We start from the raw sequence: 13,468 nt of genomic DNA, 5'->3' as shown, positions 1-13,468 counted from the left end.
TAAACCCTCTGAATCTGATTAGGAGGGTTTATTTTTTTCTGATATAATCATTAAAGCAAATTAAAGAGGAGACGGTTATGCGACACTGGTATCAAATAATACCGAAAAATATTTGGTTAAGTACATACATATGGGTAATCTTTTGTATGCTGCCTTTTTACTTCTTACTTCGGACATCTTCCACATTGGAAATTATCGCGGGAATCGGAATGATACTGCTTTTCTTTACGGCTTACAGGTTATCCTTTTTATCACAGGGGTGGCCGGTCTATTTGTGGGTAAGTATTGAAATCACCATCAGTATCATAATGACTTTGTTTTTCGGTTATGTCTATCTGGCCCTTTTTTTGGCTTTCTTCATCGGAAATGTTCAACATAAAGGGGGATTTTTAACTTTATATGTCATCCATCTGGTTAGTACGATTGCTGCTATAACAATTGCTTTTTTTTATATGAGCGATATGTTTTTGGCTCAATTGCCCTTTATCATTATTAGTGTTGTAGGAGTCATCCTGCTGCCGTTCAATATGTACAACCGTATTAAACGGGAAAAACTAGAAGGCGAACTTGAAAATGCCAATAAAAGAATTTCTCAATTGATGATCATGGAAGAGCGTCAGAGGATCGCGCGCGACTTGCATGACACACTAGGACAAAAACTTTCCCTTATCGGTTTGAAAAGTGATTTAGCCGGAAAATTGATTTATAAGAGTCCCGCCGCCGCCATGGAAGAGGTGAAGGATATCAATGATACTGCAAGAACCGCTTTGAAAGAAGTCCGTGAAATGGTAGCCAATATGAGAGGTAACAAATTAAGAGATGAAGTTATTCACGTAAAGCAGATTCTGGATGCAGCCCAAATCAATTATGTGATTGAAGGTAGTCCGGATCTTAAGAATACCCCGCTTTTAGTGGAAAATGTATTAAGCATGTGTTTGAAGGAAGCAATTACGAATGTGGTCAAGCACAGTCAGGCAGTACATTGCAAAGTAATCATTGGACAATCTTCTGAGGAATTGTTATTAAAAATCAAAGACGATGGGATAGGTATACCAGAACAAATCGAAATAGGCAAGGGCAATGGATTGCGCGGTATGAGGGAACGACTGGAATTCGTGAATGGCAGTTTTCATATAGAAACAGGTGAATGGACCGTGCTGGATATACGTGTACCGCATGTTATCAAGCAACCAAAAGAGGAGGGATTGGTGTGATTAAAATTGTCATAGCTGAGGATCAACGCATGCTCCTGGGTGCTCTAGGATCGATTCTTAATTTGGAAGACGACATGGAAGTCATCGGTAAAGCGAGGAATGGTGAGGAGGCATTAACACTGGTCAGGAAGCACAATCCCGATGTTTGTATTATGGATATTGAAATGCCTGTAAAGAGCGGGCTGGATGCAGCAGAGGAACTTAAAGGAAGTCCGTGTAAAGTGATTATTCTAACAACATTTGCAAGATCAGGCTACTTTGAAAGAGCCCGAAATGCTGGTGTGAGCGGCTATTTACTTAAAGATAGTCCCAGTGAAGAGTTGGCAAAGTCAATCCGCGGCGTTATGGATGGCAGAAGAATATATGCTCCCGAGTTAATAGATCTGGCTTTTGGTGAAGAAAATCCACTTACAGAGAGAGAAGAACAGGTCATTAAATTAATGGCAGATGGAAAGAATACCAAAGAAATAGCGAACCAGTTATACCTTACCACCGGCACCGTCCGAAATTATATTTCTGTCATATTGGATAAATTGGATGTCAGTAACAGAATCGAGGCCATATCAAGATTCAAGGAGAAGGGTTGGTTCAAATAGCCCAGAGAATAATTCCATTCTTTTGTTATTCTCCCCGAATTAATTAGGTAACTAGGATATTTTTTGAATAAGAATCATATCTTAGTTAGTGAAAATGTTGTAAGCGTTTTCAAATGAAAATGGGGAGGTAAGCGGATGAGTTTGACATCAAAGATTTTTATCGGCCTGTTGCTTGGCGCCGGAATTGGTTTACTGCTGCACTTCACTGCACCTGATTTGTTTGAGACCCTTGATGGTTATCTATTCAGCCCGCTTGGTACGATTTTTCTTAACTTAATCAAAATGCTTGTAGTTCCCATTGTCTTTTTTTCGATAACCCTTGGTACAGCTTCTCTTGGGGATCCGAAAAAGTTAGGAAGAATCGGCGGAAAGACTATCGCCTTTTTCCTTGCTACAACTACTATTGCCATCACAATCGCCCTGGCGCTCGCTTATATTTTTCAACCGGGGAATACGGGGATCGATACTTCAGCTGCAAGTTATGAAAGCACGGAAGCACCTACCGTCATTGAAACATTTACCAATATTATTCCGACTAACCCCGTCCAATCCATGACAGAAGGGAACATGCTGCAAATCATCGCTTTTTCCATTTTTGTCGGCCTGGCTTTGGCTATGCTCGGTAAAAAAACAGAGGCTGTACATCGTGTCATTGAACAAGGTAACGACATAATGATGTTCCTTGTGAATCTTATCATGAAGTTTGCACCATATGGAGCATTCGGTTTACTGGCCTCTGCTATCGGCACAATGGGACTTGATGGTGCCAAGGCCATGGCCTCCTACATGCTGGTTGTTATAGCGGGATTGTTCATTCATGCTATTGTGACTTACGGTTCAGCGGTGTCCATGCTTGGTAAAATGAATCCTGTCACTTTCTTCAAAGGATTTTTCCCGGCTATGACTGTGGCTTTCAGTACGTCCAGCAGCGGTGCCACTTTACCAATCTCTATGAAAACCGCTCAGGAAAATTTAAAAGTGCCAAAACCGATTAGCAGCTTTGTCCAACCTTTAGGGGCTACCATCAATATGGATGGAACGGCCATCATGCAAGGTGTGGCTACTGTGTTTATTGCCCAGGTTTATTCTACGGACTTATCTTTTACCCAATTACTGATGGTTGTTCTAACTGCTGTGCTGGCAAGTATAGGGACGGCCGGTGTACCGGGAGTGGGCTTGATCATGCTTGCGATGGTGTTGAATCAGGTATCACTACCAGTGGAAGGAATAGCGCTGATTATCGGAATTGACCGCCTGCTCGATATGCTCCGTACTTCTCTAAACATTACAGGCGATGCAGCATGTGCTGTGGTAGTCGCCGAAAGTGAGCGGAAACACGGAACAGAATCGGAAAGAACTGTCTCCTAGCGGTGAACAGGAATAGAGAAAGCCGCCTTCAGCATAAACTGCTGAAGGCGGTTTTTTTATGGAGATTGATTAATAGATTAATAAGGGAAATTAATGTATCTTTGTATAATGGATAAATTAATTAAATTCATAGACAGGATAAGAATGGAGATTTAGAAAGAAATGAATACAGAAAATCTGAATCAAAAGACAATTGTTACACTGCTGCTGGCTGGGGCATTTATTGCCATTTTGAATCAAACATTGATGATCACAGCAATCCCGCCGATTATGCACGAAATGAATATTACAGCAAATTCTGCACAATGGTTAACGACCGTGTTTATGCTTGTCAACGGAATCATGATACCTGTCAGTGCCTTTCTGCTTGAGCGTTTTACGACAAGACAGTTGTTCATTACGGCAATGAGTGTTTTTGCATTCGGTACTCTTGTCGGTGGCATTGCACCAAACTTCCAAGTGTTACTGCTTGGCAGAGTAATTCAATCTGCAGGTGCCGGGGTCATGCTTCCACTTATGCAGACCGTGTTTTTAATGATATTTCCGGTTAATAAGCGCGGGTCGGCGATGGGCTTGATCGGACTCGTAATATCGTTCGCACCTGCAATAGGACCCGCACTATCCGGGTGGGTGACCTCCCACTACTCTTGGAGATTATTGTTCTTTATTATTCTTCCGATTGCATTGATCGATATCCTTATTGCTGCTTTCGCACTTAAAAATGTCACTGAAGTAACCAAGCCTAAGGTTGATGTTCTTTCCATCATTCTGTCTTCTTTTGGATTTGGCGGACTGCTTTACGGCTTTACCTGTGCCGGAAATTATGGATGGACGTCTCAATGGACTTTATTGGCCCTTGGAGCTGGAGTCGCAGCCCTGATAGCCTTTATAATCAGACAGTTGCGGATGGAGCATCCCATGCTTGAATTCAGGGTGTTTAAGTATTCTATTTTCCCGCTCGCTGTAGTTATTGGCATGATTGTTTTTATGGGTTTAATTGGCGTAGAAACGATCATTCCGCTTTATATGCAGAATATGAGAGACTTTACGGCGTTTGAAGCAGGGCTTGCTTTACTTCCTGGAGCATTGATAACTGGATTTATGTCCCCGGTAACAGGCAGGATTTTTGATAAAATCGGAGCACGATGGCTTGCCATCACTGGTCTGATAATCATAACTTCATCTTCCTTTGCGTTTGCGAATCTTGATACCGATACATCATTTGCCTTTATTACCGTCATGTATAGTGTAAGGATGTTTGGTCTTTCCATGGTTCTGATGCCTATCGCGACTGCCGGATTAAATCAGCTTCCAAAGAGACTTATCCCCCACGGAGCAGCAATGGACAATACCATGCGAATGATTGCGGCTTCTGTTGGTACTGCTATTCTTGTCACAGTCATGACTACAACGGAGGAAGCTGCACAAGGACGTGCCGAGATAGCCAATCCCGGCATTTATGGAGCTAATATTGCTTTTGTCGTTGTTTCATTGTTGTCATTGATCGGACTGATTTTATCTTTCTTTGTAAAGAACAGACGGGCAGAGCAAGAGGAAGTGCAAACAATTGAATAACAACTAGCAAAAATCAGTTCTGGAGATTTAATTCCAGAGCTGTTTTTTTATGTCATAAAAGAGAGAGTAAATGTTGTTGACTAATTAGCAACTTATGATAATATAATAATACATACTACTTTAAAATTATTATAAATAAATAACCAATTGAACCAAATGTCTGTAAATACTAATTGAGGTTGGTTTTCATTCTCAATTAGAGAGGGGGAATTGAGAAAAATGTCAGTAGAAGCACGGGTTTATACAACTCCGGAAAAGGATCACTACCCGCATAAAAATATGCATTTTATGGAACAAGTGAAGAAACACGGGGAATTAATTGCTGCGTTGTCAAGTGGTATGTTGGTACTCGCTGCATGGTCGCTGGAAGGACGATTGAATGAGACGATGTTTGTTTTGTTTCATTTGGCTGCTTTCATAATCGGTGGTTATGCCAAGGGAAAAGAAGGCATTACAGCAACTATAGAAGAACGGAAGCTCAATGTAGAGATGTTAATGATCTTGGCTGCAGCGGGTTCAGCATTGATTGGATACTGGACGGAAGGGGCAGTTTTGATTTTTATCTTTGCGTTGAGTGGTGCTTTAGAAACATATACATTGAACAAAAGCCAGAAAGAAATTTCTTCTTTAATGGACCTTCAGCCAGAGACGGCATTAAAAATCACAGGGGGCAGAGAAGTGGTTGTCCCTGTTGACAGGCTCCATATCGGCGACCTTGTTAAGATTAAAGCCGGCGAGCGGGTGCCTGCGGATGGGACTATTGTGGAAGGTAAAACGAATATTGACGAGAGTACCATAACTGGGGAGTCTTTGCCTGTGCCCAAACAGGTAGATGCTGAAGTGTTTGCAGGAACAGTTAATCAGAATGGAGCAATCCTTATTGCTGTCACAAAAAAGTCGGGAGAAACTCTTTTTCAGAAAATCATTGACTTAGTACACACAGCCCAAAGTGAAAAGTCACCTTCGCAATTATTTATTGAAAAATTTGAAGGAAGCTATGTAAACGTAGTACTTGCCATTGTGGCCTCAATGATGATCTTCCCTCCTTTATTATTAGGGTGGCCGTGGCAGGAAACAGTGTACCGGGCCATGATTTTGCTTGTAGTCGCGTCTCCTTGCGCATTGGTGGCTTCAATCATGCCGGCAACCCTTTCGGCCATTTCAAATAGCGCACGAAAAGGTGTGTTATTCAAAGGCGGTATCCATCTGGAAAACCTTTCCCAAGTCAAGGCGGTTGCATTTGACAAAACAGGAACACTTACTAATGGAACGCCCGTTGTGACAGATGTCCACTTAAGGGACCAAAATGAAGAAGATACTATATTGTCTGCGATTCAAGCGATAGAAAAGCAATCCAATCATCCATTAGCCAAAGCCATTGTACATTATACGGAAAAACAAGATATTGCCATGAAGGAAGCTTTGAATGTGAATGAAATATCCGGAAAAGGGATAACTGCCCATGTGGATGGCCGGCTGTGGAAGGTAGGAAAAGATTTTCTTCCCGAACCAGCTCAAGAATATGAACGATGGAACACCATTTCCAACAAGCTTGCGGAAGAGGGGAAAACCATTGTTACTATTTTGGATGAACAAGGAGTTGCCGGCTTAATCGGGTTAAAGGATACAATACGCCAGGAAACCAAACAAGCGATTGCATCCTTGAAAAAACAGGGGATATGTACGGTGATGCTCACTGGTGACAATGAAATAACTGCTAAAGCCATTGCTGGTGAAGCTGGAATAGACCACTATGTGGCAAATTGCATGCCGGACCAGAAAGTTAAAGAAATGAAACAATTGAAGCAGCGCTTTGGCAGTGTAGGAATGGTTGGGGATGGCATTAATGACGCCCCGGCTTTGGCGGCCGCCGATATTGGTGTAGCAATGGGTGGCGGGACAGATGTGGCATTGGAAACGGCAGATGTTGTTTTGATGAAGAACGACTTGCCAAGAATTGCTAAAGCAATGGACTTATCTAAACGGATGAACAAGGTTGTAAAGCAGAATATTGTTTTCTCTATTGCTGTGATTCTGCTACTGATTACTGGTAACTTTACACAGTTTTTAGACCTTCCTTTAGGAGTAATCGGCCATGAGGGCAGCACTATTTTGGTTATTTTAAATGGTCTACGGCTTCTTAGAGGATAAAGAAAACCTGTGCCCCAAAAAGGCACAGGTTTCTATTTGGTTTACCAGCGGATATTTGACAAAGAAGTAAACAGGATCCGTTTTGAATCTTCGTCTATGGGCCAGTTGGAGATTTCTTCCCTCAAATCGGACATCCTGCAGTAGCCTTTGACGAAACCATTCAGCCTCGCTGTGATAGTGGCTTGTAGGAATTCATCTTTGTTGGGGAATAGTTCTGACATCTGTTCTATCGCATTCGGATAACGTTTCAGAAAGTACTTCTGGTGTCGTTCCTCCGCTAATGTAAAACCGTTATAAGCAGCAATTTCTGTTCTTATTTCTTCTGGTGAATCTTTCTCCAATTCAGCTTTTTTTTCATTGATCGTACGCTTTTGATCGACATTATGATATAGCAATAATGATAAATATTGCCGGCCACGATAATTTCCGCGGTTAGGATTATGAATTCTCCAAAATACGTCCAGTATATCGGTGAAAGAGATAATGGAAGGGTCGAAATCGATCTCAAGGGTCTCTGTATGATCCCCCATTTGCTTGTAGGTTGGCTTTTCTGTCGTTCCACCTGCATAACCAACCCGTGTGCTTATCACTCCGGGTAAGTGCCCGAACCGGGCATCCGTCCCCCAAAATCAGCCCATGCCGAGTGTGGCAGTCTGAAGCTCGTCCTCATTAAAAACAGGATTAAAATTACCCATCTTTTCCACTCCTTTTTAGCCAAATAAAACATAATACTACCTTTATTGCCCACAATACTTTTTTCCTTTTCCACAAAAATCATAAACCGTGACATAACTCCAGTGTGGCTTCCTATCATCCAATTCGGATTTAATGCTAAGCCCACGCTACGGAAAAATNAACTGCTAAAGCCATTGCTGGTGAAGCTGGAATAGACCACTATGTGGCAAATTGCATGCCGGACCAGAAAGTTAAAGAAATGAAACAATTGAAGCAGCGCTTTGGCAGTGTAGGAATGGTTGGGGATGGCATTAATGACGCCCCGGCTTTGGCGGCCGCCGATATTGGTGTAGCAATGGGTGGCGGGACAGATGTGGCATTGGAAACGGCAGATGTTGTTTTGATGAAGAACGACTTGCCAAGAATTGCTAAAGCAATGGACTTATCTAAACGGATGAACAAGGTTGTAAAGCAGAATATTGTTTTCTCTATTGCTGTGATTCTGCTACTGATTACTGGTAACTTTACACAGTTTTTAGACCTTCCTTTAGGAGTAATCGGCCATGAGGGCAGCACTATTTTGGTTATTTTAAATGGTCTACGGCTTCTTAGAGGATAAAGAAAACCTGTGCCCCAAAAAGGCACAGGTTTCTATTTGGTTTACCAGCGGATATTTGACAAAGAAGTAAACAGGATCCGTTTTGAATCTTCGTCTATGGGCCAGTTGGAGATTTCTTCCCTCAAATCGGACATCCTGCAGTAGCCTTTGACGAAACCATTCAGCCTCGCTGTGATAGTGGCTTGTAGGAATTCATCTTTGTTGGGGAATAGTTCTGACATCTGTTCTATCGCATTCGGATAACGTTTCAGAAAGTACTTCTGGTGTCGTTCCTCCGCTAATGTAAAACCGTTATAAGCAGCAATTTCTGTTCTTATTTCTTCTGGTGAATCTTTCTCCAATTCAGCTTTTTTTTCATTGATCGTACGCTTTTGATCGACATTATGATATAGCAATAATGATAAATATTGCCGGCCACGATAATTTCCGCGGTTAGGATTATGAATTCTCCAAAATACGTCCAGTATATCGGTGAAAGAGATAATGGAAGGGTCGAAATCGATCTCAAGGGTCTCTGTATGATCCCCCATTTGCTTGTAGGTTGGCTTTTCTGTCGTTCCACCTGCATAACCAACCCGTGTGCTTATCACTCCGGGTAAGTGCCCGAACCGGGCATCCGTCCCCCAAAATCAGCCCATGCCGAGTGTGGCAGTCTGAAGCTCGTCCTCATTAAAAACAGGATTAAAATTACCCATCTTTTCCACTCCTTTTTAGCCAAATAAAACATAATACTACCTTTATTGCCCACAATACTTTTTTCCTTTTCCACAAAAATCATAAACCGTGACATAACTCCAGTGTGGCTTCCTATCATCCAATTCGGATTTAATGCTAAGCCCACGCTACGGAAAAATACTCCCTTTCCGGGGGCAGCACCTCAGCCTCCTTGAAAATACAAAGCCATTTTCTGCGTGCGATGATTAGCTGTCGAAGCCTTACTTGGGCCTGCGATTACTCGGCCCACCGAAAACCATTGTCCTCGTGAGCAAACTGCACTCACTGCGGGGTCTTCGGAAGCTGCTCTTCCCCCAGGACTTTGGAAAGACATCCATGCATTTACACCGCACGCAGAAAATCGAACTTTATTTTCAAGGAGTGTCGCATTTTTCCTCCGCTCCGGATTGATATCTGATCATGTATAAGTGGTTCAAAAGTATATATAACATGAGGTTCTCCCAATCAAAATTCAGAAAGCCCCAAACAGCGGAGGCTAGAACAAGTAGTTTCCTCAAAATATAAACCAATTTCCTTCATACGAAGCGATGCTCTCGTAGCCTTCCTAGACCCTGCAATACTCGACCCCCTGGAAACATTTGTCCTGTGGGAATAGCAAAAGGTCTGCGATGGGGCGAGTAACCCCATTCCCGAATGGGAGCATGGAAGTTTATTCAAGTAGTCCCCTGGCTGAGTCCGTGACTGCGGAAAGTGAAGTGTTCTATCGTAGCGAGTATTAAAAGCTTAACTAAAATCAGAACACGAGTAGGCTACACCCAATAGAATGTCACTATGTCGAAGTTTTCCCTCAACTGTGAAACATATTTCAACGGCTGCTTGATTTTAGTTCTTAGACGGTTTTCTTTTTTAACAGGGTGTTGTGTTATAATCTATATAATAGAATAGGTTGTTTCAAGGGTGGTCGGCATACATCCCCACATGGAAGGGGGTGATGCTGTTGACAGTTTACGAAGCGCTTATGTTTTCTGTAGCGTTTTCAACTCTTGTAGTTGCGATACTGTCATTTAACCAAAAAAAATAATCCACCCTTGAGCTGATGACTCGCGGTGGTGGATTATTATAATTGCCCAGGGTCGATCCCCTTGCAGGGAACCATTCTATTGACTTCCGCAGATGTACCCGCATCTGCGGCTTTTTTTAATATACGTTTTCTTATGTATATTATACCATAAGAGTGGAAATACAACCACGTTTAGCGATTATAAAACTTTAAAATAAGGTTACTGCCTTACAGAATCTCGATACCTTCCTTTTCTTGGGAAAGCCAGTTATAATAATTTTCAGTCATTAATTTTTTTAGAGAGTTGGCAGGGGATATGAAGTTTCGGGATTTTCACCTCAATATCAAGATTCGGATTGTAGAATCGTTTATCAGCCGTTTTGTTGGAAGTATGATTTTCCCTTTTATGGCGATTTATCTGGCAAATCACTTCGGAACAAAAATGGCTGGCGTTTTACTGCTTGTAAATGTATTAGTCGGTATCGGTGTCAGTTTTATCGGTGGTTATTTCTCCGACCAGTTTGGTCGGAGAAAAATTATGCTGCTTGCGGAGGTAGTCCGTTTTTCAGCCTTTTTTACGATGATGATATGTAATTCACCATGGATTCAGGCTCCGTTCATCACGTTTTTAATGATGACAGTCCACAGTGTTTGCTGGGCATTGGCAGGACCGGCAAACCAGGCTATGTTGATCGACGTCAGCACTCCGGACCAGCGGAAGTTGATGTACTCAATTATGTACTGGGCCAATAATTTATCCATCGCCGTAGGTGGAATTATCGGTGCATTCTTGTATCAGGACCACTTGTTTGAATTATTCATTGGATTGAGTGTGGTTGCCGGCATTGTTGTTCTTCTTGTAGCTTTATTCATACAGGAAAGTTACACACCCGTTACAGTTCGTCTAAAAGCTGCCCAACATGCTGGAAGGATATTCACCAATTACAAGCGTGTCTTACAGGACAGGCTGTTTGTGTTGTTTGTTGTAGCTGGAGTACTTGTCATGTCGATGGAATTTCAACTTACTAACTATATCGGAATCCGGCTCAGTGAGGAGTTTCCTTCACAGCGGCTCCTTTGGTGGGAAATAGATGGCGTTAAAATGATGGGATTTTTACGCAGTGAAAATACGATCCTCGTAGCATTGATTGCGTTGTTTGCGGCGCGGGTTTCCGGCCGGTTGAAGGATCGATCTGTGCTTGTAACGAGTTGTTTTCTATTTACGGTGGGTTATGGTGCCATCTCTTTTTCCAATAATATATGGATTCTCTTTATTATGATGATCATTTTGACCGTGGGAGAGGTTTTTCGGGTTCCGGTCGAACAATCATACATGGCTGCCATTCCGCCTGATGATGCCCGCAGTTCTTATATGGCTTTCAATAATTTGAAATTTAATCTTGGCATGTTGATATCTTCATTGACGGTGACTATAAGTGCCTTTCTTTCCACCATGTTGATGGCTTTAATCATCACCTTTGTAGGTTTTGCAGGTACGCTATTGTATTATTTGATTGCTCCAAAGTTAGATGTGAGAAAAGGGAAAGCAGAGTTGAAACATGTGAGTTAAAAACAAACAATCCCGTTACTACTCGTGTAACGGGATTGTTTGATTCAAGATTCAACAACCAGCGGATCTGTAATAAAATTGTGATAATTTGTTTTCATAGCTTACTAGACATTTAAAATAGACGTGATAGAATTTAATTAACTAGATAAACGGTCATTAAAGAGGGAGATAGTTCAATGAAACTCTTACTGAAGAAAATATCCGTTATCCTGATTACTTTCATGACGTTGGGGATGTATATCCCGCCGACATATTTAGATGCAAATGCTCAAAGAGAAGATGTAGTCGCCGAAAAAGACAGCGTTGACACAGAGCATTCGTCAGAGATAGAAAATATAGAAGGTGAACTGCCTTCAATTGACCAGGTTAACTATTTTGAAATCATTTCAGGGCGAGCTAAAGAACAGACAGTTGCAAAGATGGGGCCAAGGATTGCTGATAAGGTCGAGAAAGAGTTTACATCTGAAGTATGGCCGAAAATGGAAGAGGCGCTAAAGTCTATTTCTCTTGAAGCTGGTGAAGAAACGGCCAGATATTATGCAGTTTCTGAAGAATTATCAAGCGGGTATGGCGAAAAAATCTTTAATGTATACGATGTGCGGAATGAAAAGGATATTGCCAAATTCCACGTGAGAAGGGAAAATCGTCCGGGCGAGGGATACTGGTTTAATTTTCACTATCATTTAAGTGTGGATGGATTCGAAGAACATCATACACTGGGTGAGATTTACTGGAATAAAAATACACCGCCAAAATGGATGGCGTAAAAAAAGAGCTGGACGACCTCCAGCTCTTTTTTACGCATTTTCTTGTTTTGCTTTTTTTCTGATTTGAATAAAACGATAAAGATTGATGACAATAGTTTTTCCTACTGCGTAAACTGGTATTGCGAATATCAATCCAAGCAAGCCTCCGAAATTGGCTGCCACAAGCAGGATCAATATAACCGTCAATGGATGGATCTCCAGTTTTCTGCCCATTACCTGGGGGGAGATGAAATTACTGTCCAATTGCTGTACGGCTATGATGACGATCAGGACTAGTAAAGCCTGGAAAGGGGAATCGAACAATGCGACGATAACTGCTGGTGCTGTTCCGATAAACGGACCGATAAATGGGACAACATTGGTTAGCGTAGCAACCAGCCCCAATACTAGAGGATAGTTAATCCCGACAATTAAATAACCTATTGTTAACAGCGTGCCTACGCAAAGGCTGACTAAAATTTGACCCTGTATATATGAGCTGAGGGCGTAGTCCATGTCTTTGAGCACTTTTCTGCCTTCGTTGTCATATTTATCCGGGGTGAATTGGAGTAACCGTTTCGGTAGTTTTTCTTCTTCTTTCAACATGTAAAAAAGAATGAATGGTACCGTTACAACCAATACGGCGATATTGGTGATTGTACTGATTACCGTAAGTACATTTGCTCCAATAGATTCCAGGGAACCACTTAAATATTCGGATGCCCTGCTGGCGATTTCGTTTGTAGAGATATTTCCGTTTTCCTGAAATCTTTTAAACCAACTGCTGTTTTGGAGATCGGTGAACCAGGATTGGGCAGCGTCAATAAATGATGGAATATTCTCGATAAGAGTTGAAAATTGTTTCTGGAGCGGTGGACCCACTAAGAAAACTACTCCGGTGATTGCTCCCGCCCCGAGTAAGTAAGCGAGAAGAATGGCCAACCCTTTTGGCATATATTTTTCGCCGAGATGTACAATCGGTCTCAGTAAATAATAAAGAACTCCAGCTACAATAATAGGCGCTGCGAGAGTGGTGATGATAATTGCCAAGGGGGTGAAAATAAAGCTGACTAAATCTGCTAAGTAAATAATCAATAATAAAAGAGCGATTCCCACTCCGGGAACAAACCATTTTCTTTTAGTTAATTCATTCATTTCTTTCACATCCTCTCTATATGAATACCTAATAGCCTTTCAAAAGAATATGTAAACGTGTTGG

General features: G+C 41.8%; 8 protein-coding genes and 3 pseudogenes. 8 read left to right on the top strand and 3 right to left on the bottom strand.

The genetic code is table 11. From position 1 onward, the window contains the following. Positions 1-77 precede the first annotated feature (77 nt). The 5 genes from CZ434_RS08840 to CZ434_RS08820 all read left to right on the top strand — a co-directional run bounded on the left by CZ434_RS08840 (position 78) and on the right by CZ434_RS08820 (position 6,904). Positions 78-1,214: a sensor histidine kinase gene (locus CZ434_RS08840; RefSeq protein ID WP_077622793.1), complete on the top strand. Its 1,137-nt coding sequence runs from the start codon at positions 78-80 to the stop codon at positions 1,212-1,214. Next, positions 1,211-1,810, top strand: a complete 600-nt coding sequence (locus CZ434_RS08835; RefSeq protein ID WP_077622792.1) for a response regulator transcription factor — start codon at positions 1,211-1,213, stop codon at positions 1,808-1,810. Before CZ434_RS08840 ends, CZ434_RS08835 begins: the two co-directional genes overlap by 4 nt. A 135-nt stretch (positions 1,811-1,945) precedes the next feature. After that, positions 1,946-3,178 (top strand): dicarboxylate/amino acid:cation symporter, encoded by a 1,233-nt coding sequence (locus CZ434_RS08830; protein WP_077622791.1) that lies wholly within the window; start codon positions 1,946-1,948, stop codon positions 3,176-3,178. Between the two features lie 162 nt (positions 3,179-3,340). Beyond that, positions 3,341-4,753: a DHA2 family efflux MFS transporter permease subunit gene (locus CZ434_RS08825; RefSeq protein ID WP_077622790.1), complete on the top strand. Its 1,413-nt coding sequence runs from the start codon at positions 3,341-3,343 to the stop codon at positions 4,751-4,753. Positions 4,754-4,972: 219 nt separating this feature from the next. Continuing rightward, the gene (locus CZ434_RS08820) at positions 4,973-6,904 is read left to right on the top strand and encodes a heavy metal translocating P-type ATPase (protein WP_077622789.1); all 1,932 of its coding nucleotides are present in this window, start codon (positions 4,973-4,975) and stop codon (positions 6,902-6,904) included. Positions 6,905-6,945: 41 nt separating this feature from the next. Here the strand turns inward: CZ434_RS08820 and CZ434_RS08815 are convergent. Beyond that, positions 6,946-7,521: pseudogene (locus CZ434_RS08815) on the bottom strand (peptide-methionine (S)-S-oxide reductase MsrA); the annotation flags it as partial. Positions 7,522-7,760: 239 nt separating this feature from the next. Here CZ434_RS08815 and CZ434_RS08810 point away from each other — a divergent pair. Next, positions 7,761-8,198 (top strand): annotated as a pseudogene (locus CZ434_RS08810) (HAD-IC family P-type ATPase); the annotation flags it as partial. A gap of 41 nt (positions 8,199-8,239) precedes the next feature. On the opposite strand, the pseudogene CZ434_RS08805 reads toward CZ434_RS08810, so the two are convergent. Then, positions 8,240-8,815: pseudogene (locus CZ434_RS08805) on the bottom strand (peptide-methionine (S)-S-oxide reductase MsrA); the annotation flags it as partial. Positions 8,816-10,249: 1,434 nt separating this feature from the next. Between CZ434_RS08805 and CZ434_RS08800 the strand changes: the two are divergent. Together CZ434_RS08800 and CZ434_RS08795 are read left to right on the top strand one after the other, a co-directional pair. Further along, complete coding sequence (locus tag CZ434_RS08800; protein ID WP_077622786.1) at positions 10,250-11,503, top strand: MDR family MFS transporter; 1,254 nt, start codon at positions 10,250-10,252, stop codon at positions 11,501-11,503. 176 nt (positions 11,504-11,679) lie between these two features. Beyond that, entirely contained in the window at positions 11,680-12,270 is a 591-nt protein-coding gene (locus tag CZ434_RS08795) for a YpjP family protein (protein WP_077622785.1), read from the top strand. 30 nt (positions 12,271-12,300) lie between these two features. Here CZ434_RS08795 and CZ434_RS08790 read toward each other — a convergent pair whose 3' ends face one another. Beyond that, on the bottom strand, positions 12,301-13,404 hold the full coding sequence (locus CZ434_RS08790) for an AI-2E family transporter (RefSeq protein ID WP_077622784.1): 1,104 nt from the start codon (positions 13,402-13,404) through the stop codon (positions 12,301-12,303). Positions 13,405-13,468: the final 64 nt, after the last annotated feature.

Origin of the sequence: Sediminibacillus massiliensis, from assembly GCF_900156915.1 — a bacterium.
Lineage (GTDB): Bacteria > Bacillota > Bacilli > Bacillales > Amphibacillaceae > Sediminibacillus_A > Sediminibacillus_A massiliensis.
The sequence above is the reverse complement of the archived record's forward strand: the minus strand, read 5'-3'. Positions and strand labels throughout refer to the sequence as shown.

What these genes read in the sequence shown, in the direction of transcription:
- CZ434_RS08830 (WP_077622791.1), top strand. Translation starts at nt 1,946, where the DNA reads ATGAGTTTGACATCAAAGATTTTTATCGGCCTGTTGCTTGGCGCCGGA.
- CZ434_RS08790 (WP_077622784.1), bottom strand. Translation starts at nt 13,404, where the DNA reads ATGAATGAATTAACTAAAAGAAAATGGTTTGTTCCCGGAGTGGGAATC.
- CZ434_RS08820 (WP_077622789.1), top strand. Translation starts at nt 4,973, where the DNA reads ATGTCAGTAGAAGCACGGGTTTATACAACTCCGGAAAAGGATCACTAC.
- CZ434_RS08840 (WP_077622793.1), top strand. Translation starts at nt 78, where the DNA reads ATGCGACACTGGTATCAAATAATACCGAAAAATATTTGGTTAAGTACA.
- CZ434_RS08795 (WP_077622785.1), top strand. Translation starts at nt 11,680, where the DNA reads ATGAAACTCTTACTGAAGAAAATATCCGTTATCCTGATTACTTTCATG.
- CZ434_RS08825 (WP_077622790.1), top strand. Translation starts at nt 3,341, where the DNA reads ATGAATACAGAAAATCTGAATCAAAAGACAATTGTTACACTGCTGCTG.
- CZ434_RS08800 (WP_077622786.1), top strand. Translation starts at nt 10,250, where the DNA reads ATGAAGTTTCGGGATTTTCACCTCAATATCAAGATTCGGATTGTAGAA.